General features: G+C 71.8%; 26 protein-coding genes. 13 read left to right on the forward strand and 13 right to left on the reverse strand.

The features are described 5' to 3' along the window. Positions 1 to 154 precede the first annotated feature (154 nt). Positions 155 to 280, forward strand: a complete 126-nt coding sequence (locus OG718_RS25180) for a hypothetical protein (RefSeq protein ID WP_328845238.1) — start codon at positions 155 to 157, stop codon at positions 278 to 280. A 134-nt stretch (positions 281 to 414) separates the two neighbouring features. On the opposite strand, the gene OG718_RS25185 is transcribed toward OG718_RS25180, so the two are convergent. From OG718_RS25185 to OG718_RS25195, 3 genes are all read right to left on the reverse strand, one after another. Next, positions 415 to 1599 (reverse strand): serine hydrolase domain-containing protein, encoded by a 1185-nt coding sequence (locus tag OG718_RS25185; protein ID WP_143639848.1) that lies wholly within the window; start codon positions 1597 to 1599, stop codon positions 415 to 417. Positions 1600 to 1800: 201 nt separating this feature from the next. Next, on the reverse strand, positions 1801 to 2460 hold the full coding sequence (locus tag OG718_RS25190) for a response regulator transcription factor (protein WP_143639846.1): 660 nt from the start codon (positions 2458 to 2460) through the stop codon (positions 1801 to 1803). After that, on the reverse strand, positions 2448 to 3728 hold the full coding sequence (locus OG718_RS25195; RefSeq protein ID WP_328845239.1) for a sensor histidine kinase: 1281 nt from the start codon (positions 3726 to 3728) through the stop codon (positions 2448 to 2450). The genes OG718_RS25190 and OG718_RS25195 overlap by 13 nt, the downstream gene beginning before the upstream one ends. Before the next feature lie 203 nt (positions 3729 to 3931). On the opposite strand from OG718_RS25195, the gene OG718_RS25200 reads away from it, so the two are divergent. Genes OG718_RS25200 through OG718_RS25210 form a run of 3 tightly spaced genes read left to right on the forward strand, consistent with a single transcriptional unit; the run spans position 3932 to position 7525 of the window. Then, entirely contained in the window at positions 3932 to 4174 is a 243-nt protein-coding gene (locus OG718_RS25200; RefSeq protein ID WP_143639842.1) for a hypothetical protein, read from the forward strand. Continuing rightward, a complete protein-coding gene (locus tag OG718_RS25205) occupies positions 4171 to 4935 on the forward strand; it encodes an ABC transporter ATP-binding protein (RefSeq protein ID WP_143639840.1) in 765 nt (254 codons plus the stop codon). The genes OG718_RS25200 and OG718_RS25205 overlap by 4 nt, the downstream gene beginning before the upstream one ends. 4 nt (positions 4936 to 4939) lie before the next feature. Next, positions 4940 to 7525 carry an FtsX-like permease family protein gene (locus OG718_RS25210; RefSeq protein ID WP_328845240.1) on the forward strand — a complete coding sequence of 862 codons (2586 nt, stop codon included), beginning with the start codon at positions 4940 to 4942 and terminating at the stop codon, positions 7523 to 7525. Positions 7526 to 7635: 110 nt separating this feature from the next. On the opposite strand, the gene OG718_RS25215 is transcribed toward OG718_RS25210, so the two are convergent. Continuing rightward, on the reverse strand, positions 7636 to 9237 hold the full coding sequence (locus OG718_RS25215) for a FadD3 family acyl-CoA ligase (protein WP_186001268.1): 1602 nt from the start codon (positions 9235 to 9237) through the stop codon (positions 7636 to 7638). Positions 9238 to 9339: 102 nt separating this feature from the next. Here OG718_RS25215 and OG718_RS25220 point away from each other — a divergent pair, with 102 nt between their 5' ends. From OG718_RS25220 to OG718_RS25235, 4 genes are all read left to right on the forward strand, one after another. Next, a complete protein-coding gene (locus OG718_RS25220; RefSeq protein WP_143639836.1) occupies positions 9340 to 10494 on the forward strand; it encodes a lipid-transfer protein in 1155 nt (384 codons plus the stop codon). 55 nt (positions 10495 to 10549) lie between these two features. Next, positions 10550 to 10984 (forward strand): Zn-ribbon domain-containing OB-fold protein, encoded by a 435-nt coding sequence (locus OG718_RS25225; RefSeq protein WP_143639834.1) that lies wholly within the window; start codon positions 10550 to 10552, stop codon positions 10982 to 10984. Continuing rightward, on the forward strand, positions 10981 to 11751 hold the full coding sequence (locus OG718_RS25230; protein WP_143639833.1) for an enoyl-CoA hydratase/isomerase family protein: 771 nt from the start codon (positions 10981 to 10983) through the stop codon (positions 11749 to 11751). The genes OG718_RS25225 and OG718_RS25230 overlap by 4 nt, the downstream gene beginning before the upstream one ends. A gap of 116 nt (positions 11752 to 11867) precedes the next feature. Continuing rightward, complete coding sequence (locus OG718_RS25235; protein ID WP_328845241.1) at positions 11868 to 12368, forward strand: hypothetical protein; 501 nt, start codon at positions 11868 to 11870, stop codon at positions 12366 to 12368. Positions 12369 to 12791: 423 nt separating this feature from the next. Here the strand turns inward: OG718_RS25235 and OG718_RS25240 are convergent, their stop codons facing one another. Further along, positions 12792 to 15149, reverse strand: a complete 2358-nt coding sequence (locus tag OG718_RS25240) for a serine/threonine-protein kinase (RefSeq protein ID WP_306938643.1) — start codon at positions 15147 to 15149, stop codon at positions 12792 to 12794. A gap of 290 nt (positions 15150 to 15439) precedes the next feature. Next, the gene (locus OG718_RS25245; RefSeq protein WP_306938644.1) at positions 15440 to 16198 is read right to left on the reverse strand and encodes a VOC family protein; all 759 of its coding nucleotides are present in this window, start codon (positions 16196 to 16198) and stop codon (positions 15440 to 15442) included. Positions 16199 to 16333: 135 nt separating this feature from the next. Between OG718_RS25245 and OG718_RS25250 the strand changes: the two genes are divergently transcribed. Then, on the forward strand, positions 16334 to 16981 hold the full coding sequence (locus OG718_RS25250) for a TetR family transcriptional regulator (RefSeq protein WP_079052949.1): 648 nt from the start codon (positions 16334 to 16336) through the stop codon (positions 16979 to 16981). 64 nt (positions 16982 to 17045) lie between these two features. Here the strand turns inward: OG718_RS25250 and OG718_RS25255 are convergent, their stop codons facing one another. Further along, the gene (locus OG718_RS25255; protein WP_143639828.1) at positions 17046 to 17579 is read right to left on the reverse strand and encodes a nitroreductase family deazaflavin-dependent oxidoreductase; all 534 of its coding nucleotides are present in this window, start codon (positions 17577 to 17579) and stop codon (positions 17046 to 17048) included. Next, positions 17579 to 18793: an acyl-CoA dehydrogenase family protein gene (locus OG718_RS25260; protein WP_328845242.1), complete on the reverse strand. Its 1215-nt coding sequence runs from the start codon at positions 18791 to 18793 to the stop codon at positions 17579 to 17581. Before OG718_RS25260 ends, OG718_RS25255 begins: the two co-directional genes overlap by 1 nt. 123 nt (positions 18794 to 18916) lie before the next feature. Between OG718_RS25260 and OG718_RS25265 the strand changes: the two genes are divergently transcribed. Beyond that, entirely contained in the window at positions 18917 to 20089 is a 1173-nt protein-coding gene (locus tag OG718_RS25265) for a thiolase C-terminal domain-containing protein (protein ID WP_143639825.1), read from the forward strand. 170 nt (positions 20090 to 20259) lie between these two features. Here the strand turns inward: OG718_RS25265 and OG718_RS25270 are convergent, their stop codons facing one another. After that, a complete protein-coding gene (locus OG718_RS25270) occupies positions 20260 to 20871 on the reverse strand; it encodes a dihydrofolate reductase family protein (RefSeq protein WP_328845243.1) in 612 nt (203 codons plus the stop codon). Positions 20872 to 20992: 121 nt separating this feature from the next. Further along, positions 20993 to 21577 (reverse strand): GtrA family protein, encoded by a 585-nt coding sequence (locus OG718_RS25275; protein ID WP_260695360.1) that lies wholly within the window; start codon positions 21575 to 21577, stop codon positions 20993 to 20995. A 234-nt stretch (positions 21578 to 21811) separates the two neighbouring features. Here OG718_RS25275 and OG718_RS25280 point away from each other — a divergent pair, with 234 nt between their 5' ends. Further along, entirely contained in the window at positions 21812 to 22237 is a 426-nt protein-coding gene (locus OG718_RS25280) for a pyridoxamine 5'-phosphate oxidase family protein (protein WP_328845244.1), read from the forward strand. A 27-nt stretch (positions 22238 to 22264) separates the two neighbouring features. Next, the gene (locus OG718_RS25285) at positions 22265 to 22948 is read left to right on the forward strand and encodes a pyridoxine/pyridoxamine 5'-phosphate oxidase (protein ID WP_143639819.1); all 684 of its coding nucleotides are present in this window, start codon (positions 22265 to 22267) and stop codon (positions 22946 to 22948) included. A 209-nt stretch (positions 22949 to 23157) separates the two neighbouring features. Here OG718_RS25285 and OG718_RS25290 read toward each other — a convergent pair whose 3' ends face one another. Genes OG718_RS25290 through OG718_RS25300 form a run of 3 tightly spaced genes read right to left on the reverse strand, consistent with a single transcriptional unit; the run spans position 23158 to position 24730 of the window. Continuing rightward, positions 23158 to 23760: a GNAT family N-acetyltransferase gene (locus tag OG718_RS25290; protein WP_143639817.1), complete on the reverse strand. Its 603-nt coding sequence runs from the start codon at positions 23758 to 23760 to the stop codon at positions 23158 to 23160. Positions 23761 to 23787: 27 nt separating this feature from the next. After that, complete coding sequence (locus tag OG718_RS25295; RefSeq protein WP_328845245.1) at positions 23788 to 24234, reverse strand: Zn-ribbon domain-containing OB-fold protein; 447 nt, start codon at positions 24232 to 24234, stop codon at positions 23788 to 23790. A 46-nt stretch (positions 24235 to 24280) separates the two neighbouring features. Beyond that, on the reverse strand, positions 24281 to 24730 hold the full coding sequence (locus tag OG718_RS25300) for a DoxX family protein (protein WP_143639813.1): 450 nt from the start codon (positions 24728 to 24730) through the stop codon (positions 24281 to 24283). A 209-nt stretch (positions 24731 to 24939) separates the two neighbouring features. Here OG718_RS25300 and OG718_RS25305 point away from each other — a divergent pair, with 209 nt between their 5' ends. Beyond that, a complete protein-coding gene (locus OG718_RS25305) occupies positions 24940 to 26145 on the forward strand; it encodes a flavin-containing monooxygenase (protein ID WP_143639811.1) in 1206 nt (401 codons plus the stop codon). The last annotated feature ends 256 nt before the right edge of the window (positions 26146 to 26401 follow it).

Consider the following 26401-nt stretch of genomic DNA (forward strand, 5'->3'; position numbering starts at 1 on the left):
TGGCGCGGAGGGGGAGCCACCGCGGCCGAGGTCTGTCCGGGCACCGGTTCGGGCCAATCGGTGGCCCGAACCGTTCGATGCCGTCGAACAATCGCCACCCCCACCGCTAGCGTCACTTGCTGTTCGGAAGTCCCCTCCCCAACAAGGAGCCGAGATGACCCGTACCAAGAAGATCCTCGCCACGTTCGCCCTGGTGCTCGGCATCGCCGCAGCGGCCGCCAGCCCGGCCCTCGCCGACAACCCCATGCCGGTGGCCCCGCTGGAAAACCCCATGCCCTGACGCAGACTCCCCCGATGGGGCCGAGCCACCCGGCTCGGCCCCATCGGCATGTCAGCTGGTTGTCCCCTCCTCCCGGCAGGGACCGGCCGCGACGGCCCCGGAGGGAGGGCCGTCGCGGCCGGGGCAACCCGGTCTCAGGCGCAGAGTTCGCCGTCGATCAGGTCGTTCTGGGCCCGCTCGGTGGACAGGTCGGTCGCGCCGTCGCCGGTCGCGTTCAGGACCACGGCCCGGCGGCCGTCCGGGCTGACGCCATCGCGGGTGGTGTAGCCGGGGAGGTCGCCGCCGTGGCTGTAGTAGACGCCGCCGCAGGTCAGCGGGATCTCCATCAGGCCCAGGCCGTAGCGCGCGCCGGGCCACACCGGGTCCATCTCCGCGGCCCGTACGGTCGTCTTCATCTCGGCCAGCTGCGCCGATCGCAGCAACTTGCCGCCCAGGAGCGCCTGGTAGAAGCGGGTCAGGTCGGCCGTCGTACCGATCATGGCGCCGGCCGCACCCCCCGCTGACGGGTTGAACGCGGTGGTGTCGATCGTCGGCCCGGTCTTCCCGAAGTCGGAGTAGCCGTGCAGGTGGCGGCCGGGGATCCGGGTGTCCGTGGTCGGGGCGGAGGTGTCGCGCAGGCCCAGCGGGCGGATGATGCGCTTGGTGACCTGCTGCTCCCAGCTGTGCCCGGTGACCTTCTCGATGATCATCCCGGCGAGGATGTAGTTGGTGTTGGAGTACGACCACTTGGCGCCGGGCTCGAAGTCCGGAGCGTGCCGCATCGCTATGCCGACCAGCTGCTCCGGGGTCCAGGTGGTGTAGCGGCCCGCCTGGTAGGCCTCCACGCTGGTCAACGAGGGGAAATCCGCGGTGTAGTTGAACAGTCCGCTGGTGTGCTGGAGCAGCTGCCGTACGGTGATCCTGCTGCCGTCGTTGCCGTTGCCCGACACGACTCCCGGCAGCAGGTGCTCCACGGTGTCGTCGAGCGACAGGCGTCCCTCGCCGACGAGTTGAAGCACCACGGTGGCGACGAACGTCTTGCTGGCGCTGGCCATCCGGAACCGGTCGCCGGAGCGGGCGGCCGCGCCGGTGGCCTTGTCGGCCACCCCCGCGGTGGCGTACCGGGAGCCCCTCGGACCCGTCGACTGGGCCACGACACCCACGCTCCCGGTCTTCAGGATCGCGTCCACGCCCGCCTGAAGACCCTTGCTGTGCGTCTTGTCGGGCGTCGGCTTCGCCGCCTGCCCCGTCGCGCCCGCTGCGGGCAGGGTCAGGCCGATACCGGCAAGAGCGGTCACCAGCGTCGTGGCCACAATGCGGGAGGTGAGCTTCGTCTTCATGGGGGCGGGCTCCTTGCGGGTCGGTCGTCGTACCGCCGTTGCGGTGTGATCACCAACCTAGGAATTCCGGCACCGCGTCACGATCCGGCAGCCTGGCCCTTCGGTGAGGGTGCTCACCCCCCTGTGCCGGTAGCGCCTGCTGTACCGAACCGGCCCTGACCTCGGCCAGCACCACCAAGATCAAGGTCTGGTGACAGTACGTCAGGTGCGGCGGCGTGCGTCGTCGAGGTAGCGCAGGACCGCGGCGACCCGCCGGTCCACCTGGTCGGCGGGCGACAGGTCGAGCTTGGCGAAGATGCTGCGGATGTGCTTGTGGACGGCGCCGTCCGTGACGACGAGCCGCTCGGCGATGGCGCCGTTTCCCAGCCCCTCCGCCATCAGCCCGAGCACGTCGCGCTCGCGCGGGCTGAGCCTCTCCAAGCGGGTGTCCTGGCGGCTGCGGGTGAAGAGCTGCGCGACGACCTCCGGGTCGATGGCCGTGCCCCCGGCCGCCACCCGGTTGAGCGCGTCGAGGAACTCCTCGACCCGGCCCACCCGTTCCTTCAGCATGTAGCCGAGCCCGGTGACCCCGCCGACGAGCAGCTCCGTGGCGAAGGACTGCTCGACGTACGCCGACAGCACGAGGACCGCGAGATCGGGCCTGCGCCGCCGGGCCTCGACGGCCGCGACGATCCCCTCGTCGGTGTGCGTCGGCGGCATCCGTACGTCGAGGATGGCGACGTCGGGCTTGTGGGTGTCGATGGCGTCGAGGATGCCGTCGGCGGTGCCGGCGGTGGCCACCACGTCCAGGCCCTCCGCCCGCAACAGCAGCGCGAGTCCCTCCCGCAGCAACGGGTCGTCCTCGGCGATCACAATCCGCATGGCATGTCCACCTTGAGAGTCGTCGGGCCGCCGGGCGGGCTGGCCAGGTCGAGGGTGCCGTCGTGGGCCGCGATCCGGCGGCGGATGCCGGTGAGTCCGGAGCCGCCCGCCTCGTCGGCGCCGCCGCGGCCGTCGTCGGTGATGTCCAGTCGCAGCCGGCCGCCACGGCTGCGGACCGTGACGGTGGCGCTCTTCGCCCCGCTGTGCTTGGCGATGTTGGTCAGCGTCTCGGCGACCACGAAGTACGCGCTGGCCTCCACGGACGCGGCGCACCGCTCGGGCGCCTCGACGTCGATCCGGCAGGGCACCGGGCAGCTCGCGGCGAGTCCGGTGAGCGCGCCTGCGAGACCGCGGTCGGCCAGTACGGGCGGCAGGATGCCCCGGGCGACCGAGCGCAGTTCGGCGAGAGCCTGCTCGGCGGCGCTCTGGGCACGTTCGAGGAGTTCGTCGGCGCCCGCCGGGTCGCGGGCCACCATGCGGCGGGCGGCGCCCAGCAGCACGGTGACAGTCACGAGCCGGTTCTGGGTGCCGTCGTGCAACGACCGCTCGATGCGGCGCAGTTCGGTGGCGTGGGCGTCCAGGGCGGCCGCCCTGGTGGCGGTGAGTTCCGCGACGCGCAGGGACAGGTCGGTGTCGGGTCCGGCCACGAGGAGGGCGCGTCCCGGCCGAGCCTGGAGCCGTGCCATGGCGGGGGTGAGGCCCAGGATGATCGCGATCCAGCCGAGCGCCAGCAGAGTCACGGCCAGGGCGTCGGGCCAGCCCTGGGCATGGCCGAGGCCCACGGACGTACTGGTCGCGTTCTCCGGCATGAAGCGCCAGTACAGCGGGAACATCGCGTCGCGTACGGCCATCAGCGGCAGCAGCAGCCCGATCACGCCGAGCAGCAGCCCGAGCGTGCCGTGCCGGGCCAGCCAGCGCAGTTCCCGCCGGGTGGTCGGGTCGACGAGGGCGAGCCGCAGCCGGGTCGGTGCCGGGTCGGGCCCGATGATCTCGGGGCCCCACCGGGCGAGCCGGTGGCGTTCACGGTCGGCGAGGGAGTGCAGGGCGCGCAGCACGGCGGGTGCCATGAGCAGTCCGACGCCCACGACGGACGTCACGGCGGCCACGGCCAGCCAGATCAGCACGGCCAGCGCCAGCATCGCGGTCCCGAGCCCGCCCATGAGCTGTCCGAGCGCGGCGACGGCGGCCTCGGCGGCCCGGATCGCGCTCGCCCTGATCCCGGGCCGGCTCGCGTCGACCGGCTCGTCGTGCCGAGTCGGGATCGACATCCGCTCCTCCTCTCTACCTCGCCAACAGCCCTGTGCGGGCGGCCGGTTCACTCTCGATGAGGAGCGTAGAGGTACAGCCTGCTGTACCCCCACTCGGGCTGCTGGCGGGCTCGGCCGCCCAGGGTCCTGATCCGTAGTTTCGGTGATGTCAGCGAGACCCGCCGAGGGTCCGGAGAGTTCGAAGAATCCGAAGAGGGACAGCGATGGCCACCACGGACCCCTACCGCCTCACCAGCGGCACCGAGAGCACGGACCCGACGAGGACCGCGGTCAGCCGCAACGACGTCGTGCGTACGACGCTGTGGCTGGTGCTGGTCATCAGCACCGTCGGCAACATGGTGGCCTCCTACGGCGCCGCCTCCACCCAGGTCCACCTGGCCTGCGGTGTCGTCACCGCGCTGTGCGTGACCGCGCTCGTCACCCGCCACCTGCGGGGCCGGCGATGAGCGGCGTCCCCGCGGGAGCCGGCCACCCGACGGAGACCCGGACCGCTCCCGCCATCGCGCTGGCGAACGTCAGCAAGACGTACGCGGGAGGCGTGCACGCCCTCGACGACGTGTCGCTGGCCGTGGAGCACGGCACGTTCCTCGCCGTGATGGGGCCCTCGGGGTCCGGCAAGAGCACGCTGATGCACTGCGCCGCCGGGCTCGACTCCCCCACCTCGGGCAGCATCCGCATCGGCGGCCAGGAGATCGCCGGGCTGAACGAGACCCGCCGCACCGAACTGCGCCGCGAGCACATCGGGTTCGTGTTCCAGTCCTACAACCTGGTCCCCGCCCTCAGCGTCGCCGACAACATCACGCTGCCGCTGCGCCTGGCGGGGCGGGCCCCCGACCGGGAGTGGCTGCGGACGCTGGTCGAGCGGGTCGGTCTCGCCGACCGGCTGTCCCACCGGCCCGCCGAGCTCTCCGGCGGCCAGCAGCAACGGGCCGCGATCGTACGGGCTTTGGTGGCCAAGCCGGCCGTCGTGTTCGCCGACGAACCGACCGGCGCACTGGATCTGCGCAGCGCCCACGAGGTGCTCGGCCTGCTGCGCGAACTCGTCGACGAACTGCGCCAGACGGTGGTGATGGTCACCCACGACCCGGCCGCCGCAGCCCAGGCGCACCACGCGGTGGTGATGGCCGACGGCCGGGTGGTCGAGCGCCTGTACCGGCCCACCGCCCCCGAACTGGCCGACCGTCTCGTCAAGCTCGGAGAGGTCTAGAACCATGCTGCATCTCGCGGTCCGGATGGCCGGACACCGGATCACCGCCCTGCTGGCGGTGGCGTGCGCGGTCCTCGGCGGAGCGGCCCTCATCACCGGCACCGGAGTGATGGCCGAGTCCGGGTTCCGCTCCCAGCTGCCGGCCGGGCGCCTGGCAGGCGCGCAGGTCGTGGTCTCCACCGAACAGAGCTTCAGTTCGGGCCCCGACCTGCCGATCGCGTTCACGGAGCGCGGCACGGTCCCGGCCGAGCTGGTCGACGAGCTGGCCCAACTGCCCGGCGTCACCGCGGCGGTCGGCGACATCGGCTTCCCCGCCGCCCTCGTCGACGCCGACGGCCGGGTCGTACCGACCGAGGACCCGCGGACGGCCGGGCACGGCTGGTCCTCGACGAAGCTGATCGTGGACGCGAAGGTCGACGGATCCGCTCCGTCCGGCACCGGCGAGGTCGCCCTCGACAGCGCGACGGCCGCCACCGCGGGAGTCCGGGTGGGCGACCGCGTCAAGGTCGTCGCCGCCGGCCGCGACGCCGCCGCCTACCGCGTCACGGCGCTGGTCGACGCACCGGACGCCGGCATCCTCTTCGCCGACCCGACGGCCGTACGACTGTCCGGCCGCGCCGACGGAGAGCGCGCCGGGACCGTGGACCTGGTCGCCCTGCGCACCGAGCCCGGCACCGAGGCCTCGGTGGCCGCCGCGGCCCGCGAGAAGATCCAGGACACCGGCAAGAAGACGGCCGCCGGCAAGGACACCGAGACCGCCGCCCCCCTGATCGTCTCCACCGGCTCCGAGCGCGGCGACATCGCCTCCCCCGGCGCGGGCGCCGCCCGTTCCCTGCTGATCCTGCTGGCCAGTTCGCTCGCCGGGATCATCATGCTGGTCATCGGGTTCGTGATGGCGAGCGCGCTCGCCGTGTCGATCGGCGGCCAGCGCCGCGACCTGGCCCTGATGCGGGCCGTCGGCGCAACTCCCAAGCAGATCAGGCGCCTTGCGGCCGGACAGGCCTCCATCATCGCGGCCGTGGCGGTCGTGCCCGGAGTCGGCCTCGGCTATCTGCTGGCCGGCCAGTTCCGGCGGATGCTCGTCGACCGCGAAGTGATCCCGGAGACCCTGCCGCTCACGTTCAGTCCGCTGCCCGCACTCGCCACCGTGCTGCTCCTCGGCCTCGCCGTCCAGGTGTCTGCCCGCAGCGCCGCGTGGCGCACCTCGCGCATGCCGGCCACCGAGGCGGTCGCCGAGTCCCGCAGCGAACCCCGCACCCCGTCGAAGACGCGGGCCCGCTGCGGAGTGCTGCTGATCGTCGCCGCCACCACGCTGTCGGTCGTACCGCTGCTGAGCCGTACGGTCCTCGGCGCGACGGCCACCTCCATGGCCGGGATCATCGGAGCGATCGGCCTGGCCCTGGCGGGCCCCGCCCTGGTCCGGGGCATCGGCGACGCGGCGGGCCGACGGCTGCGGCCGGGCGTCTCGGCGCCGACCTGGCTCGCGGTCTCCAACATCCGCGGATACGCCCTTCGCCTCTCCGGGGTCGTCAGTGCCCTGGCCATGGCGGTCGTGTTCGTCCTGACCTACACCCTGGCCCAGACGACCGTCATGAGCGCCACCGCGCAGGACACCCGCACCGGCACCCTCGCCCAGCAGCGGCTGACCGCGCCGGGCCTCGGCGGCCTGCCCTCCGGCACCCTCGCCGCCGTCACCAGGACCTCCGGCGTCGAGGCGGCGGCCCCGGTCGGCGACACCACCGTCATCCGCCAGTACAAGCAGTTCGGTGACCCGGTCGTCGAAGCCGCCTCCGCGAAGATCCTGACCCCGGCCGCGTCGGACGTCCTCGACCTCGGCGTACGGGAGGGCAGCCTGGCCGGGCTCACCGGCGACACGGTCGCCGTCAGCACCGAGGTGGCCCGCTCCCCCGGCTCGGGACTCGGCAGCCGCATCACCCTCGTCCTCGGAGACGGCACCCGGGTCAGCCCCAAGGTCGTCGCCGTCTACGACCGCGGCCTCGGCTTCGGCCCGCTCGCCCTCTCCCACGACCTGGCCGAGGGCCACACCACCGCGGGCCTCGACCAGAGCGTCCTCGTCCGCACCGACGGCACCGAAGCGGCCCAGCGCGCCCTCACCGCCCTCGCCGCGGCCCGCCCCGGCCTCGCCCTGGAGCCCACCGACACCGGATCGGGCGACAGCCTGAGCGACGCGCCGCCGACGGTCTGGATCAACCTGGCCCTCATCGTCGTACTCCTCGGCTATCTCCTCCTCAGCATCGCCAACAAGCTCGTCGCCACCACCGCCCAGCGACAGGGCGAGATCGCCACGCTCCGCCTCAACGGCACCACGCCACGCCAGATCCTCGCGATGATGCGCCGCGAGGCAGCGGTGATCGGAGCCGCCGCCCTCACCACCGGCCTGCTGCTGTCCGCGATCCCCCTCGCGCTGCTGAGCATCGGCTTCCTGGACCGGCCGTGGCCCGCGGGCCCGGTGTGGCTGCTCCCCGCCGTCGCGCTGACCGTGATCTGCACCGCCTTCGTCACGGTCGAACTCCCCACCAGGCAGGCCCTGCGCACGGCACCCGCCCATGCACTGTCCGCCCGCGAATAGCGCGGGGCGCGACGAGAACGGAAGCGGGAGTACGGGCAGACGCGCGGCCGGAACGATCCGGCCGCGCGTCTGCCCGTACTCCCCCGGGCCGGACCAGCCCTCAGCCTCCCTCAGCGCGCCCGCAGCTCGCCCTTGACGACCTTCCCGCCGGCGTTCCTCGGCAGTTCGCCCACGAACTCCACGGTCCTGGGCACCTTGTAGTTCGCCATCTCGCGTCGGGCCCAGGCGATGAGGTCGTCCGCGGTCGCCACGGCCCCCGGCCGCCGCACGACGTACGCCCTGCCGACCTCGCCCAGCCGCGCGTCCGGTACGCCGATCACCGCCACGTCGGCCACGTCCGGGTGCAGGCCGAGCAGTTGCTCTATCTCGGCCGGGTACGCGTTGAAGCCGCCGACGATGAACATGTCCTTGATGCGGTCGGTGATCCGGAGGTTGCCCGCGAGGTCCAGGACGCCGACGTCGCCCGTGCGGAGCCAGCCGTCGGGGGTGAGGACCTCGGAGGTGGCCCGGGCGTCCTCGTAGTAGCCGCCCATGACGTTGAAGCCGCGGACCAGGACCTCGCCCTGGGCACCTGGAGCGACGGAGGCGCCCGCCGCGTCGACCACCCGCACCTCCGTGCCCGGGATCGCGCGGCCCGACGTCGACGCGATCACACCCGGCTCGTCCCCGCGTCGGCACATCGAGACGATCCCGCTCGCCTCGGAAAGGCCGTAAGCGGTGAGAACGGTCCCCACCCCGAGTTCCTCCCGCAACCGCTCCACCAGGCGCAACGGCACCACCGCAGCGCCGGTCACCACCAGCCGCAGGGGCGAGAGGTCGTACGCGTCACGGTTCGGGTGGTCCAGGAGCGACTGGTGGAGGGTGGGCGGGCCGGGCAGGACGGAGATCCGTTCCGAGGCCACGTTCGCGAGGACCGTGTCCACGTTGAACACCGGCTGCGGGATCATCGTCGCGCCCCGCATCAGACAGGCGATCACACCGGCCTTGTAGCCGAAGGTGTGGAAGAAGGGGTTCACGATCAGATAGCGGTCGCCCTCGCGGAGGCCCGCGAGATCGCTCCACACCTCGTACGCCCGCAGTGTCTGCGCGTGGGTGATCACCGCGCCCTTGGGGCGGCCCGTCGTGCCCGAGGTGTAGACGATGTCCGAAGGGGAGAAGGACTCCACCGCCGAGGCCCTCGCCCGCACCTCCGCCGCGTCGACGCCGTCCCCGCTCGCCAGGAAGTCCTTCCAGGTGCGGAAGTCGGCGGGGGCGTCGTCCGAGAGCACCACCACCTGCTCCAGATGCGGGAGCCCGGCGAGCGGACCCGCGGAACCGGAGCCCTCGCCGGCCGCCCGCCGCAGCGACGCGACATAGGACGTCCCCAGGAACGTCCCCGTCACGAACAGCAGCTTCGCCCGGCTCCGGGAGAGGATGTACGCCGCCTCCGTGCCCTTGAAGCGGGTGTTCAGCGGGACGAGGACCGCGCCGGCCGACACCGCGCCCAGTGAGGAGACGATCCAGTCCAGGGTGTTGGGCGCCCAGATGGCCACGCGGTCACCGGGGTTGACGCCGTTCGCGACGCAGGCCGCCGCCGCGCGTTCCACCCGGGCGCCCAGCTCCGCGTACGAGACGCGTGTGCGGCCCTCGACGACCGCCTCCACGTCGGCGTACCGCTCGGCCGCCCCCCGCACCAGCCCGGGTATGGTGCCCCACTCCATGTCACCGCGCACAGCGAGCCTCCTCACGGTCGACACCCACTAGCTGACTACCCGTCAGATTAGCTGTAGCCTGACGCCCTGTCAGCATTCGTGGACCACGGTGGAGGTGCGCCCATGACAGGGGCAGGACTCAAGGACGCCACGGCCGTCGTAGGAATCGGGCAGACCCCCTTCGCAAAGCAACTCCCCGAGAGCGAGAAGGCCTTGGCCTGCCGGGCGATCCTCGCCGCCCTCGACGACGCCGGGATCTCCCCGGCCGAGGTCGACGCGCTCGCCTCCTACACCATGGAGGAGACCGACGAGGTGGAGGTGGCGAAGGCCGTCGGCTTCGGCGACCTCACCTTCTTCAGCAAGGTCGGGTACGGGGGCGGCGGTTCGTGCGCCACCGTCGCGCATCTGGCCGCCGCCGTGGCCACCGGCCAGGCGACGGTCGGGGTCGCCTGGCGCTCACGCAAACGCGGCAGTGGCCCACGCCCGTGGAAGAACACGGCTGTCCAACTCCCCACCCCCGCCCAGTGGACGCGTCCTTTCGGCCTCCTCCGCCCGGCCGACGAGATAGCCATGCTCACCCGCCGCTACCTGCACGAGTACGGGGCCACCCGCGACCACCTCTTCAACGTCGCCCTCGCCTGCCGCAACCGGGCCAACCAGAACCCTGCGGCGATGATGTACGAGCGCCCGCTGACCCGGGACATGTATATGACCTCGCGGTGGATCAGCGAACCCCTCTGCCTCTTCGACAACTGCCTGGAGACGGACGGCGCGTTGGCCTGCGTGGTCGTCTCCGCCGAACGGGCCCGCGACTGCCGCCGCCGGCCTGTGTACGTACACTCCGCCGCCCAGGGCCTGCCCGCCCAGCACCACGGCATGGTCAACTACTGGAACGACGACCCGCTGACGGGCCCCGCCTGGACAGCCGCCCGCCATCTCTGGAAACACGCGGACTTCACCCCGGAGGACGTGGACGTCGCCCAGATCTACGACGCGTTCACCCCTCTCATCCCTCTCTCCCTGGAGGGCTACGGCTTCTGCGGCCGGGGCGAGGGCGGAGCGTTCACGGAGGGCGGCGCCCTGGAGATCGGCGGACGGCTGCCGATGAACACGAGCGGCGGCGGCCTCTCGGAGGCGTACGTCCACGGCTTCAACCTCATCAACGAGGGCGTGAAGCAGCTCCGGGGCACGAGTACCGCACAGGTCCCGAACGCGACCACCTGCCTGGTCACGGCAGGCGAGGGCGTACCGACATCCGCCCTGCTCCTGAGGACCTGACCACGCCCGTCAGGCCCCCCGACCATCCGCCGAACCAAGTATCCGAAGGGCCGACATGCTGACACCTGTCGTGGACGACGACGGCGCCCCCTTCTGGGAGTACGCCGCCCGGGGCGAGCTGCGCGTCCAGGCCTGCGCCGAGCCCGACTGCGGCGAACTCCGCTTCCCGCCCCGGCCCTGCTGCCCGCACTGCCACTCCTTCGACAGCGAGTGGCGCAGGATGAGCGGCAAGGGCCGCGTCTGGTCGTACGTGGTCCCCCATCCGCCCCTCCTGCCCGACTACGCGGCGCAGGCCCCGTACAACGTGATCGTCGTCGAACTGGCGGACGCCCCCCGCATCCGGCTCGTGGGGAACCTCGTCAGCGGGCCGGAGGCACCACTCAACTCCGTCGCGCAGGAGCGGATCAGGATCGGCGCGAAGGTGCAGGTGGTCTTCACGGACGGCGAGAGCGGCACCGGGCTGCCCCGCTGGGTACTGGAGCGGCCATGACCCTGCACATCTCCACCGACAAGGACACCGGCGTAGCGGTCGTCACCCTCGACCGCCCCGAGAAGCTCAACGCCATCGATCTGGACACAGCAGCCGAACTGTCCACCACCTGGCGGGAGTTCAGGTTCGACGACACCGTACGGGCGATCGTGCTCACGGGCGCGGGCGGACGGGCCTTCTGTACGGGGCTCGACCGTGACGCCGACGTGCCGCAGCCCAACTCCCCCTACATGGTGGACGATCCGCTCGTCGCGATCGGGCCGAAGGCGTGCGACCTGTGGAAGCCGGTCATCGCCGCCGTGAACGGGATGGCCTGCGGCGGGGCCTTCTATCTCATCGGCGAGGCGGACTTCGTGATCGCCGACGAGACGGCCACGTTCTTCGACCCGCACACCACGTACGGCATGGTCAGCGCGTACGAGTCCATCCTCCTGGCGCAGCGGATGCCGTTCGGGGAGGTCGCCCGGATGGCGCTGATGGGCACGGCCGAGCGGGTGTCCGCGCGGCGGGCGTACGAGGTGGGGCTGGTCAGCGAGGTCACGGCGCCCGGTGAGGCACTGGCCGCCGCCGTGCGGTGCGCGGACGTCATCGCCTCCTGTCCGACCGAGGCCGTGCAGGGGACCGTACGGGCCGTATGGGCGGCGAAGGAGGCGACGCGGGCCGCCGCGTTGGCGCACGCCCCGCATCTCGTGTCGATGGGCAATCTCCCGAGCGAGGCGCAGGCGGGACTGTTCGCCGGTCGCCGGACGGAGTACCGGACCCGCTGACCAGCACGCCGAGCCGCCATCCACCTCGGAATGTCACTGAGCGTGGCTGTCGCGTGGCGGGGGTCGGCCGCCCGGCGTAGCGTCTGCATCGAGAGTCCGGGAACGGAGGTCCGCGTATGGTCCGCAACCTGCTCGGATCCGCCCTTGCTCTCGCCGGAGCGACGGCCGCCGTATGGAGCCCTTTCCGTGCCTGGTACGACGGCCGTCACGGTCGGCACTACCGCCTGGGGGACCTCTTCTCCGCAGGCGGCGTCACGAACGTCCCCGCCGAGCTCTTCGCCTCGCTCTTCCTGCCCTTCGCGGGCGCCGCGCTGGTCACGCTGGCCGGGCTGCTGCTCCGGTCGCGACTGCTGGTGGCCCTGGCCGGCGTGATCGTCCTCGGCTTCACCGTGCTGTGGCTGGTCCGCGTGGGCCAGGCCGCGGGCAGCCTCGTCATCTCGGGCGACGCGGGCGAGGGCCTGGGCGCCGGAACTGGGCTCGCCTTCGGCGGTGGCCTGCTGTTGCTGCTGGCTTCCGTGGTGCTGCGGGGGCGGGGGGTTCGGGCGGAGCCCGTGTACGCACCTCCACCCGATCCGGCCGTACCGACACTTGACGGCCCAACTGCGGACTACCACTGAGCGCGTCCGCCGGTTGTGAGGATCTGCGGCCCGGCGGGGGCTTGTCGCGCAGTTCCCCGCGCCCCTAAAAGCCAAAAGATTGCGCAGTTCCCCGCGCCCCTGACGGGGCGCGGCCCCACCCGGCGGCAGCCGCCCTCCGGCGCAAGGGGCCGTGTCGGGGTTTCCGATCGCAGCACGACCTCCCGAGGGCGCCCAATGAACAGGGGATGACACAGCTGCGATCGGATGCCCCGTCGCGGCCCCGACCCGCCCCCCCCCAACGGCAGGCGCATCTTTCAGGGGCGCGGGGAACGGCGCGACCAGCCCAAGACAGCCCGCAGCCGACAAACGACCGCAAGCCCCCACCCCCAGGGGCGCGAGGAACGGCGCGACAAGCCCCCACCGGGCCCGCACACACACGCGAACCCCAGGCTGCCCCGCAGGTCAGGAACGGGCCGTCCCCGTCCCCTTCTCCGCGTCGAGCGCGTACACGCACCGATCCTTGCTGCACGCGTACACCACCCCGTCCTTCACGACGGGCGCCCCGGTGATCTCCCCACCAGTGGCCAGCTTCCAGCGCAGACGGCCGTCGTCGGCCTTGAGTGTGTAGAGCAGATGGTCGGTGGACCCGAAGTGGATCCGCCCGTCGGCGACGGCGGGCGCGCCCACGACGTCACCCCCCGCCTGGAAGCGCCACTTCGGCGTACCGGTGACGGCGTCCAGGGTGTAGAGCCCCTTGCCGGACCCCACGTGGACGTGCCCCGCGGAGACGAGCACGGGATCGAGCGAGGACCGGGCCTCCGTGGCGATGCGCCACCGGTCGCGGCCGTCCGTGGCGTCGAGGGCGTACACCGTGCCGAGGTAGTCGGCGAGGTAGACCCCGCCGCCCGTGACGGCGGGCCCGGGCGCGAACGTCGGCGGGCTGAGGAAGACCGCAGGCGCCTCGAAGTGCCAGCGGACATGCCCCCCGGCGACGTCGATGGCGAGCACCCTCGTGCCGGCGGACACGTACACGTATCCGTCGTCGGCGTGGGTGATGCGGACGGGGACGCCGCCGCAGGACGCCGCGTCCCCGATGGGGTACGACCAGCGCTCCTCGCCGGTGCGGGCCTCCAGTGCGCGCAGGCGGGCGTCCTTCCAGACGTAGACCGTGCCGTCGTGGATGGCGGGTCCGGCCTCGGGCGACTCGAAGTCGGTCTGGGCGCCGGTGATCTCCCAGAGCTTCTGCCCGTTGGCGGCCTCCCAGGCCTGTACGCCGCCGCCGCGGGTGCCGGTGACGACCGTGCCGCGGTCGGCCTTGAGGGAGTACACCCAGGCGTCGGTCGGCAGCCGCCACAGGTCGGTGCCCTCGCGGGCGTCCAGGGCGAAGAGGGTGGGGCCGTCGGAGGCGTGGACGCGGCCTCCCGCGACCGCCATCGACCAGGCGACGTCCCGGGTCTTGAAGCGGCGTCGGCCGGTGGCCACGTCCAGGGCGTGCACCTCGAAGGACGTGACGTAGACGAGGTCGCCTGCGACGGCGGGGGTGCCCCACACGTCGTTCGACATACGGAAGCGCCACGGCCGCCAGGAGGTGGCGGAGTCGGGGCCGGGGGCGGGCGCGGGTACCGGGACGGGGCCGACGGGATCGGCGCCGTTCACGCCGGGGCGCGGGCGGGACCAGGAGGCGGCGAGGCCGGCTTCGGGAGGAGGTGCCTTCACGGCGGCGGCGCGGGCGTCGGCGACACGCGGGCCCGGGCCGATGGGCACCTGGGCGCCCGCGAGACGTACGGGCCCGGTGTCGGGCGCGCCGCCGTGCCGGCCCGGGCCGGCACCGACCGGGACGGGCGGCGGGTCGTGGGGCGGCGGGGGCGGCACCACGGGGGCGCCACGTCCGCCGCTGCGGCCGGAGGAGGGCTTGGCCGCCGGGCGGCCCCCGCGGCGCTGCTCGATGAGGCCCACGGCCCGCTCGGGCAGCCACGCGGACGCCGTACCGCTGTCGTCGGAGCCGGAGCCGAAGAGGTGGGGTGCGAGCTGGGCCTGGAGGTCGGCCGGGTTGGGGCGGCCGGTCGCCTCCATCTGCATACAGGACTCGATGAGCGGGCGCAGTTCGTCGGGGAGGCCTTCGAGGTCCGGGCCCTCCCGCAGGAGCATGAAGACGGTCTCGACGGGGTTCGCGCCGTGGAAGGGCGCGTGGCCGGTGGCGGCGAAGACGAGCATCGAGCCGAGCGAGAAGACGTCGCTCGCGCCGGTCACGCTGCGGGAGTCCTTCGCCTGCTCGGGCGACATGTAGGCGGGGGTGCCGACGGCGACGTTGGTCATCGTCAGACGTGTGTTCGACACTCCGGAGGCGATGCCGAAGTCGATGACGCGCGGTCCGTCCTCCACGACGAGGACGTTCGACGGCTTCAGGTCGCGGTGGACCAGGCCGGCCCCGTGGATGGACTGCAGGGCCTCGGCGACGCCCGCCGCGAGCCAGCGGACCGCCTGGGCCGGCAGCGGCCCGCACTCGGTCACTATCTCTTCGAGGGAGGGCGCGGGCACGTAGGCGGTGGCCAGCCAGGGCACGGCGGCGCGCGCGTCGGCGTCGACCACGGCGGCCGTGTAGAAGCCGGAGACGGCACGGGCCGCCTCCACCTCGCGCGAGAAGCGGACCCGGAACAGCTGGTCCTCGGCGAGCTCCGTCCTGACCGTCTTGATCGCCACCCGCCGGCCCGAGGCCGAGCGCGCGAGATAGACCAGCCCCATGCCGCCGGCTCCCAGCCGTCCCAGCACCTCGAACGGCCCGATCCGCCGCGGATCGTGCTGTGTCAGCTGATCCACCACTTGCCTGCCACCTCCCCGTACGCGGCTGCGCTTCCAGCCACCGCTCCAGCCTTAGCTTCAGCCACTGCGCAGCGTCTCACCACCGAACCGCTCCGGCGGCACGCACCCCCGATTCTTCCTGGCCGCGGCTCCGGTTGCGAACCCGGGGCCGAATCGGGATGTCTTAGCGCATCCTGGGACAAAAGGCCCGTGCTTGCCTTGCTTTTCAACGCCGCCCGGTGTTTTTCGACGCCTTTCGCAGCTTTGCGCACGCCGTTCGTACGCCCTTCAGTACTGAAGCACCGCGAATTTCAAGTTTGCAGCAGGGCAAAGGACGCCCCCTGGTTGTCCGTGACGACGGCCACGCGCCCGTACGAGGTGTCGAAGGGCGGCGCCTGGACCCGTCCGCCGAGCCGCACCACCGTCCCGAGCAGGGCCTCGCAGTCGTCCACCCCGAAGTGGACGAGGAAGTGGGGCGGCATCTCGGCCGGAAAGGCCTCGGTGACGAGGACCCGGCCGAAGTCGCGGGTGGTGCCGGGGCCGAAGAGGGCGTCGTGGAAGAGACCGGCGTAGAAGGAGTCGGCGACGGCCGTGTCGCGCGCGTACAGCTCGACCCAGCCGAAGGATCCCGGCCCGTGCCGTCTGCCGAAGCCGGGGAGCGTGCCGCCCTCCCAGAGCCCGAAGACCGCGCTCTCGGGGTCGGCGGCGAGCGCCATCGTGCCGTACGGGCCCACCGGCACCGGCGCCGTGATCACCTGGCCGCCCGCCTCCCGGATCCGGTCGGCCAGGTCATCGGCGTCCGGGGTGGCGAAGTACACCGTCCACACGGTGGGCATCCGGCCGTCCCGCTTCGGTACGAGGGCGGCCACGGGCTCGCCGTCGAGGTGCGCCCGTACGGAGCCCGCGTACGGGCTGGGGCCCGTCGGCTCCTCCGTCTTGTCGAAGGGCTCGAAGGTCCACCCGAAGAGCTCGCCGTAGAAGCGCTTGCCCGCCTCGACGTCCGGCAGCTGGGCGTCGGTCCAGCAGGGGACGCCCTCGGCGAAAGCGGCAGAGCCTTCAGATCCAGCCATGCGGCCAAGCTAACGGCCTTTCACGCATCCCGCAGGGCGGGCGGCACCCCTCCTCCACACCCTCTCCGAGAGCCCGTGCACCCCATTTGCAGTCGGCCGAATCGCGCTCCGATCACCCCTCGGTAAGCTGACGGCATGACAGGACAAGTGCGTACCGTCGACGGCCGTGTGGCCGGTCGGCGCGGGCAGGCGACGCGGCAGAAGCTGCTCGACTGCCTCAGCGAGATGCTCAGCTCCTCGCCCTACCGCGACGTCAAAGTCATCGACGTCGCGCGGAAGGCGGGCACTTCACCGGCGACCTTCTATCAGTACTTCCCGGACGTCGAGGGCGCCGTCCTGGAGATTGCAGAGCAAATGGCGGCGGAGGGCGCCGGGTTGACCGAACTCCTCGAAGGGCGCTCCTGGGTCGGCAAGGCCGGCTGGCAGACCGCGCAGGAACTCGTGGACGGCTTCCTGGAGTTCTGGCGCAAAAACGACGCCATCCTCCGCGTGGTCGACCTGGGCGCCGCCGAGGGCGACAAACGTTTCTACAAGATCCGTATGAAGATCCTGAACTCCGTGAACAACTCCCTCACGGACACGGTCAAGGAGCTTCAGGCGAAGGGCAAGGTCGACAAGGACGTCAGCCCGGCCGCGATGGCGGGTTCCCTCGTCGCGATGCTCGCGGCGGTGGCCTCGCACCAGAAGGGCTTCCAGTCCTGGGGCGTGAAGCAGGCCGAACTGAAGCCGAACCTCGCCCTGTTGGTGCATCTGGGTGTGACCGGCAAGAAGCCGACCAAGTAGTCCGCCGCACCCCGCGCCGGACGCCGGGTCTTCCAGGCACAAGTCCTGTCACGCAGGCGGCAGTTCACTCAGGTGGGCTGCCGCCTGTCGCGCTCCCGGAACTCTCGGCCCCTTCCCGCCGGACGATCCGGAACAGCCGGATCTCCCGATCGACGCGCGCCTGGTACGTCGCGTACGGCGGCCAGAACTCCAGCAGCGCCTTCCAGACCGTGTCCCGCTCCTCGCCCCGCAGCAGCTGCGCGGTGACCGGGATGTCCCTGCCCTTCCAGCTGACCTCCGCCTCGGGATGGGCGAGGAGGTTGGCGGTCCAGGCGGGATGGTCCGTACGCCCGAAGTTGGACCCGATCAGAATCCAGCTCGCGCCCTCCTTCCCTTTCCCTCCTTCCGGCATGCAGGCCAGCGGCGTGCGCCTGGGCAGTCCGCTCTTCGCGCCGCGCGCGGTGAGGATGACGCCCGGCAGCATCTGGGCGCTGAGCAGGACCTTTCCACGGGTGAGCCGGTGTACGGCACGGTCCATCGCGGGGATGAGATGAGGCGCGATCTTCGCGAACGCGGGTGTCGAGGACACCTTCTGCACGATCCGGACTCCGGCGCCCATCAGACCGCCACCTCTCCGCCGCCGAACAGCCGGGCCGCCTCGGCCGCGTGCTCCCGCAGCCGGTGCACCGGCCCGAAGAGCATTTCGTCGCCGGCCGCCCGCTTGAAGTACAGATGCGCCTCGTGCTCCCAGGTGAACCCGATGCCGCCGTGCAGCTGCACGGCCTCGGAGGACGTGATCCGGAGCGCCTCCAGCGCCTGGGCCAGCGCGAGCCCGCCCACCCGCTCCTCCCCCACTGCCGTCGCCCAGGCCGCGTAGTACGCCGCCGAGCGTGCCGCCTGCACCTGTACGTACAGGTCGGCGAGCCGGTGCTTCACGGCCTGGAAGGACCCGATCGCGCGCCCGAACTGCTCGCGCTGCTTGACGTATTCGACGGTCCGCTCCAGTACACGGTCGGCGGCACCGACGGCCTCCGCGGCGAGGACGGCGGCGGCCGAGTCACCGACCGCGGCGAGCACCCCGGCCACATCGGCGGACTCGCTCTCCCCACCGAGCAACTCGGCTTCCACATCCCGCAGTTGGATCCGTGCCTGCGACCGCGTCTCGTCGAGGGAGGTGAGCCGGACACGGGTCGCCCCCGCACTTCCGGAACCCTCCCCGCCGAGAGGGTCCCGCACGAGAAAGAGAAGGGTCCGCGAGCGGGCGAAGCCTCCGGCGTGCGCAGCGACGACCAGCAGGTCCGCGCTGTGCCCGTCGAGCACCTGGTCGGCCTGCCCGTACAGCCGCCATCCGCCGTCGGTCTGCCGCGCCTGTACGCCTCCCGCGCGGCCGCCGCCCGCCCAGTCACCGCGGTTGTCGCCGGTCAGCCCGAGGGCGGTGGTCAGGCTCGCGCCCGACACCGCGAGCGCGGCGGTGAGTTCACCGGAGGCGATACGGGGCAGCAGCGCGGCCCGTTGCTCCTCGCTCCCGAGGGCCACCAGCAGGGGCGCACTCAGCACGGCCGTGGCGAGAAGCGGCGAAGGGGCAAGACTCCGCCCCAACTCCTCACTCGCGAGCGCGAGTTCGGTGACGGAGCAGCCGACTCCTCCGTACGCCTCGGGAAACGCGAGCCCGGGCAGCCCGAGTTGCTGCGCCAGGGTTTCCCAGAGCGAGGAGTCGTACCCGCCCTCGGTCTGCACGGCGGTCCTGACCTCCTCCGGGCCACAGCGTTTGAGGAGGAGCTCGCGGAGGGTGCGGCGGATCTCGTCCTGCTCCGCGGTGAAGGTGGCGTCCATGGGCAGCACACTCCTTCGCATCTGACGGCGCGTCATGTTAGAGCGGTGACGGCCAGATGCACAGAGGTGTGACGCCCTGCGCACCCTGCCGAAGCCCACCGGATCTGATGTACCGTCAGATTCATGACTCAGCGGAAGGTGGCGGTCGTCGGTGTGTCCCTCTCCGACTGCGGCCGGGTGGACGAGGCGACGCCGTACGCGCTCCATGCCCAGGCCGCCCGCCGGGCCCTGGCCGACTCGGGCCTGGACCGCACGGTGATCGACGGCTTCGCCTCGGCGGGCCTCGGCACGCTGGCACCGGTCGAGGTCGCCGAGTACCTGGGCCTGCGGCCCACCTGGGTCGACTCCACCTCCGTCGGCGGCTCCACCTGGGAGGTCATGGCGGCCCACGCGGCGGACGCGATCGCCGCCGGGCACGCCAACGCGGTCCTGCTGGTGTACGGGTCCACGGCCCGCGCGGACATCAAGGCGGGCCGCCGCACGGGCAACCTGTCGTTCGGCGCGCGCGGCCCCCTGCAGTTCGAAGTCCCGTACGGCCACACGCTGATCGCCAAGTACGCGATGGCCGCGCGCCGCCACATGCACGAATACGGCACGACGCTGGAGCAGTTGGCGTCGGTGGCGGTGCAGGCGCGGGCCAACGCCGCGCTGAATCCGGACGCGATGTTCCGGGACCCGATCACGGTCGACGACGTCCTGTCGGGCCCGATGATCGCGGACCCCTTCACCAAGCTGCACTGCTGCATACGCTCCGACGGCGGCGCGGCGGTCCTGCTGGCGGCCGAGGAGTACGTCCAGGACTGCCGTACGGCTCCCGTCTGGGTCCTCGGCACCGGCGAGCACGTCTCCCACACGACGATGTCGGAATGGCCCGACTTCACGGTGTCACCGGCGGCGGTGAGCGGCCGAACCGCCTTCCGGCGGGCGGGGGTGGGCCCGCAGGACATCGACTTCGCCGAGATCTACGACGCCTTCACCTACATGACCCTCGTGACGCTGGAGGACCTCGGCTTCTGCGCGAAGGGCGAGGGGGGCGAGTTCGTGGAGAAGGGCCGCCTGAAGGTGGCCGGCGGCGACCTTCCCGTCAACACGGACGGGGGTGGCCTGTCAGCCCAACACCCCGGCATGCGAGGCCTGTTCCTCCTCGTGGAAGCCGTCCGCCAACTCCGCGGCGAGGCGGGCACCCGCCAGGTCCACCGCCCCGACGGCCACCTCCCGGAACTGGCGGTCGCGTCGGGAACGGGCGGCTGGTTCTGCTCGTCGGCGACGGTGGTACTCGGACGATCACCGTCCTAGTCCTGCGGCCCTGTCTTTCGTCTTCAGGGGCGGTAGCCCCTGCCTTTCAGGGGCGCGGGGAACTGCGCGGGCAACCCCCACCGGGCCCGCAGCCAACGAACGCCCCCGACCCCCACCCACCCAGGGGCGCGGGGAACTGCGCGACCGGCCCCCACCCACCCGCACCCGACCTACTCACTCTGAGGGAGATGGCCCTTGGCCTCGTCATACGTGCCGGCACCGGCCGCGGCATCCGGCCCGTAGACCAGGTTCACAACACCCGTCCGGAAGGTCTCCGAAGAGATCAGCTTCAGCGGAATCGAGGAGTCGCCCTCGTCGAACAACCGCATCCCCTTGCGCACGGCGATCGGATGCACCAGCAGATGCAGCTCGTCCAACAGCCCCGCGGTCAGCAGCTGCCGTACGACCGAGACGGAACCGCTGAGGGCGATGTCCCCGCCCTCCTCGTTCTTCAGCGCGGTGACGGTCTCCACGAGGTCGCCCTCCAACTGCTCGGAGTTCCGCCAGGTGAACGCGAGCTTCTGCCGGGACGCGACGATCTTCCGCACATCACCGAGCTGCTTCGCGAACCCGGCGTCCTCACCCCCGGCGGCCTCCCGCTCGGGCCACGCCCCGGCGAAGCTGTCGTAGGTCGTGCGGCCGAACAGCATGGTGTCGGCCGTACCGAAGGTCGCACCGACGGCCGCGCCCATCTCGTCGTTGAAGTACGGGAAGTGCCACTGGTCGGGCGCCTCGACGACGCCGTCGAGCGAGATGAACAGTCCGGCGGTGATCTTCCTCATGAGGTTCCTCCAGGTGTCGGCAGAGCTGGTCGGTCAACTCTGCGTCGTCTCCGTGTCGTCGGGTTAGACGGCGAGGACGGGAGAAACTAATCGGCGAAACCCTCGACTCGCGATCCGAGGCTCATGATCCGACCGCGAGCGCCGCGGGAGTGAGGACACGGTTCGGCAGGCGTGTCGGCACGGAGACCACCCGGCGCCGGGCAGCGGCGGCCTTGCGGACGAAGGCGCGGTCCCGGTCCTGCTTCCGGTCCTGGTCCTGGCCCCCGTCCCTGCCGCCGGCGAAGACGAACAGCCGCAGCACCAGGAAGCGGCCTGTCCCGGCGAGCCCGGAGGCGCTCAGGTAGACGACCTGCTCGGTGAGCATCCCGGGCGACGACTGCACGAGGTGCAGGATCAGCATCGCGAGGGAGGTCACCGCGTAGGCCGCCGTGGCCGACCCGGCGGACTGCCAGTGCTGACGCCAGCCGGCCCGCTTACCGGTCCCGAAGGTGAAGAGCGCGTGCAACTCGGTGCAGAGGACGGTCGAGGCGACGGTGATGACCGCGTTCGCCACCACCCAGGGCATCGCACCGGCCAGCAGCGCCACCGCGCCGCTGGAGAGGACCCCGATCCCGCCGCCGCACACCACGAACCGGACGAAGGAGGCGAACGGCCCCGGAGCAGCGTCGCCCACCGTCTTCGCCTGCTGCGCGAGCTGCGGCTTCATGGGGATTTCCTTCCGGGCGGCGGGGCCGTGAACCCCTGCGATCAACTGGGTTCAACAATGCCGTCGCGCGCCCGTCCCAACGAGACAGCTCACACCCGAACCCATGGTGGTGCTGGCTCCACCATGGAAGGGGGGTACGCCCGTATCCGGCCCGCGGAACTGGAATACGTAACTGGACAGAACACGCTGAAAGACCAAAGGGAATCACCACCGCCCGCACTCCGGAGGACCCGCATGGCCCTGAACCGTGAAGAGCGAGAGACGTTCCTGAAAGAGCCGCACATCGCCGCGTTCGCAGTCGACGCCGGGGCGGGCCGCGCCCCGCTCACGGTGCCGATCTGGTACCAGTACGAGCCCGACGGCACCGTATGGATCCTGATCCAGGCGGACTCCCGCAAGAACCAACTGCTCAGTGCGGCAGGCCGGTTCTCCCTCATGGTCGACCGGCTCGAACCCACCATCCGGTACGTGTCCGTCGAGGGCCCGGTCCTCGACACGACCCCCGCCACCCGCGAGCAGCTCCACGAGATCTCCGCCCGCTACCTCCCGGCCGACAAGGTCGACGGGTACGTCGACTTCTCCTGGAAGGAGCACGGCAGCCAGGTGGTCGTCCGGATGCGCCCCGAACGCTGGCTCTCGTCCGACCTCGGTACGGTCTGAGCCGGAGGCAGGCGCGACAATCGCCCCATGAGCACCGAGTCTTCCTCCTCCCCGCCCCCCTCCGAGTTCGTACGGCTGCTGAGGGCCCAGCGGGTCTGGGACACCGAGCTGCCCGGCTTCGCCCCCGACACCGCCCCGACGAATCCGTTGCCGCTGTTCGAGCAGTGGTTCGCGGAGGCGGTGGCGGCCGGGCAGACCGAGCCGCACACGATGTCCCTGGCCACGGCGGACGAGGAGGGCAGGCCCGATGTGCGGATCGTGATGCTGCACGGCGCCGACGAGGAGGGCTGGCACTTCGCGTCGCACGCGGGCAGCCGGAAGGGCCGGCAGCTGGCGGCCCGGCCGTACGCGGCACTCGGCTTCTACTGGCCCGTGCAGGGCCGGCAGATCCGGGTGCGCGGCCGGGTGACCGTCGCCCCGCCCGAGGTCGCCCACGCCGATCTGCACGCCCGCTCGACCGGAGCCCTCGCCTCCGCCCTGGTGGGCCGCCAGAGCGAAGTCCTCGACTCCTACGAGGAGTTGGAGCGCGCCTCGGACGCCGCCTGGCAGCGGGCCCAGCGCGAACCGGACGCCCCCGCCCCCTCATGGACGGTGTACGTCCTCACCCCCGACGAGGTCGAGTTCTTCCAGGGCGACCCCCACCGCCGCCACGTACGCCTCACGTACCGCCGCACCGAGTCCACTTGGCGCAGGGAACTGCTGTGGCCGTAGGCCCGCTGAGGTGCGTCCTACCCTGCCGGCCCGGTGGGGGCCGATCGCGCAGTTCCCCGCGCCCCTGAAAGACGGGGCTGCGCCCCTGTCTTTCAGCTTTGGGGGGCGGTAGCCCCTGCTTTTAAGGGGCGTGGGGAACTGCGCGATCGGCCCCCACCGGGCCCGCAGCCGCAAACCCACCCAAGCCCTCGCCCCGCCCGCCCGGGGCGTCACAAACCAACAGCCTCCCCATCCGTGGCGAGCCGCGCATGCAGATGCACATCCCGAAACGCATCCTGCCGCCCCGCCTCGAACATCGCCCCCCGCAACGTCCCCTCGTACAGAAACCCACACCGCTCAGCAACCCGGCACGACGCATCGTGCCCAACCGCATGCCCCAACTCCAGCCGATGCAGCCCGAGCCCTTCGAACGCCCACCGCCCGGCCAGCGCCAGCGAACGCGACGCGATCTGCCGCCCCCGTGCCTCCGGCAGCACCCAGTAGCCGACCCGCGCGACGCGTATGACGTGGTCGATGTCGTTGACCCCGATGTGCCCGAGCGTCACGTCGCTCTCCGCGTCGATGACACGGAAGGAGGCCCCGACACCTTCCGCGGCCGCCTTGGCCCGAGCCCGCAGCGACTCCCGCGCGCTGTCCAGGTCCTCGATCGCCCTGAGCGGGGTGTTCCACCGCTTGAACTCGGGGTCGGAACACCCCCGCAGCCATGCCTCGACATCCGAGCCGGCCTCCGCGTCCCACGGCCGCAGCCGCAGACCGTGACCGTGGAGTTCAGGAAAGGGACGGGCACCGTGGGACTCGTACAAGTCGGTCATCCGTCCATTCAACAACGGGTGCCCGAGCTAGGCGGAAGCGGGCCGGAACACCGGAACCGAGACCGCGCCCTCCACCCCCTCCACCTGCTCGGTGCCCTCGGCGCCCCCGGCCCGGAAGGTCACCTCCAGCGCCATCCCCACCCGCAGCGCCTCCTCCGCGCATCCCACCACCTCGGTCATCATCCGCGGCCCCTCCGCGAGATCGACGACGGCGGCGACGTACGGCGTGCGGGAGCCGAAGGGCGGCAGGTCGTTGCGGTGGACGACGGACCAGGTGTAGAGCGTGGCGCGGCCGCTCGCCCGTTCCCAGGTGACGTCCTCGCTCCAGCAGCGCGGGCAGAACTCGCGGGGGTAGTGGTGGGCGCGCCCGCACGCCCCGCACCGGCGCAGCAGCAACCGCCCCTCGGCGGCCGCGTCCCAGTACGGCCGCGTGAAGGCGTCGGCCTCCGGCAGATCGAACCGCGCCCCGCTCACGACAGCACCCCCACCAGAAGAATCCCGGCCCCCAGAACCCCGGCCATCAGAAGAAGCCCACCACGCTGTCCAGCGACCACGTCTGCCAGGACATCCCGAAGAGGGCCACCAGGGAGATCAGCGCCATCATCGCGTTCTGCCCCTGCTCGGCCCAGTCGTGGATCATCAGCACGAGGTAGAGGAGGTTGAGGAGCAGCCCGCCGACCAGGGCGATCGGGGTCAGGAAGCCCACGACCAGACCGAGCCCGAGGGCGAGCTCCGCGTACACGACGACGTACGCCATCGTGCGCGGACGCGGCGCGACCACCACGTCGAAACCGCTGCGCACCGCGTTCCACCGGTGCTTCGCCGCGACGTCCGACGCCCACGCGATCCCGGTCCCGCGCTCGAACCAGCCCTTTTTGTCCTTGTGCCGCCAGCTCTCCAGCCACCACAGCCCGAGGCCGATACGGAGCACGGCGACCCATTCCGCCCCGGTGAGCCAGATCGTGTCCATGAACTCCCCTGCCGCCGAACGGGATCTGACGGTACGTCAGTTCAGCGTACGGACGGCGTACGCGCAAGAGCCGCGTCTCACCAAGCCCCCACAACCAGACGCCCTACGCCACGAGCCCCACGCACTCCTCCTACAGCCGTGATCAATCCGCAACCAATTCCGGGCTTGACCGAGACCCATCAAGTGAGCACATGAATACGCTCTGGCACATGGCCGACTCCACAGCGCCCGCGAACTCCGCGGCACAGCCCCTCGCAGACCGCCCCGTGTACGTCATCGGCGGCGGCCCGGGCGGCCTCGCGGCGGCACACGCGCTGCGCGCGCAGGGCGTACGCGCCGTCGTGCTCGAAAAGTCCGATCGCGTCGGGGCGTCCTGGCGACGGCACTACGACCGGCTCCGTCTGCACACCACACGGCGACTGTCCGGGCTCCCGGGGCTGCCGATGCCGCGCTCGTTCGGGCGGTGGGTGTCGCGCGACAACGTGGTGCGGTATCTGGAGAAGTACGCCGAGTACCACGAGCTGGAGATCGTCACGGGCGTCGAGGTCTCCCGCGTGGAGCCCTCCGCCGACGGCAGCGGCTGGCTGCTGCACGCCACCGGCGGGCGCGAGCTGACCGGCAGCGCGGTCGTCGTCGCCACCGGCTACAACCACACACCGCACGTGCCGGACTGGCCCGGGCGTGACGCGTTCAAGGGCGAACTCCTGCACGCGGGCGAGTACCGCAACCCCGCCCCCTACACCGGACGTGACGTCCTCGTCGTCGGGGTCGGCAACACCGGCGCCGAGATCGCCGTCGACCTCGTCGAGGGCGGCGCCTCGCGCGTACGGCTCTCGGTGCGCACCGCACCGCACATCGTGCGCCGGTCGACGGCCGGCTGGGCGGCCCAGTTCACCGGGATCCTCTGCCGGCGGCTGCCGGTCGGCCTGGTGGACCGGATGGCCGGACCGCTGGCCAAGGTCAGCGTGCCCGACCTGTCGGCGCAGGGCCTGCCGCGACCGGACACCGGGCTGTACTCGCGCGTGAACGAGGGGGCCATCCCCGTACAGGACGTCGGCCTGATCGACGCCGTCCGCAAGGGGCGCGTCGAGGTCGTGCCCGCGGTCGACGCCTTCGAGGACGGCAAGGTCGTCCTCGCGAACGGCGACCGCATCGGCCCGGACGCCGTGATCGCAGCGACCGGTTACCGGCGTTCCCTGGAGGGCATGGTCGGCCACCTCGACGTCCTGGACGGACGCGGCCGCCCGATCGTCCACGGCCCGCACACTCCGAAGAACGCCCCCGGCCTCTACTTCACCGGCTTCACCAACCCCATCAGCGGCATGTTCCGCGAACTCTCCATGGACGCGGAAAAGATCGCCAGAACAATCACCCGCGACAGGGACCACAGAAACCCGTCCCGCATCACAGCCTGACCAGCGCCTCGGAGGGGACACGGCCTCGCGGGCTCACGGTGAGGCGCAGCCTTCGCCGCGCGGGGAGGCGCAGCCCTAGGGCGCGCGTGGAGGCGCAACCTTAGGCGCGCGGGGAGGCGCAATCCTTGAGGGCGCGGGGAACGGCGCAGCCCTTTTGGGGGCGCGGGGAACTGCGCAATCTTTTAGGGGCGCGGGGAACGGCGCGACCAGCCCCCACCGGCCCGCACCCAAAGAACCGCCCTCCCAACAGAGTTCC

The sequence above is a fragment of the Streptomyces sp. NBC_00258 genome (genome assembly GCF_036182465.1).
Lineage (GTDB): Bacteria > Actinomycetota > Actinomycetes > Streptomycetales > Streptomycetaceae > Streptomyces.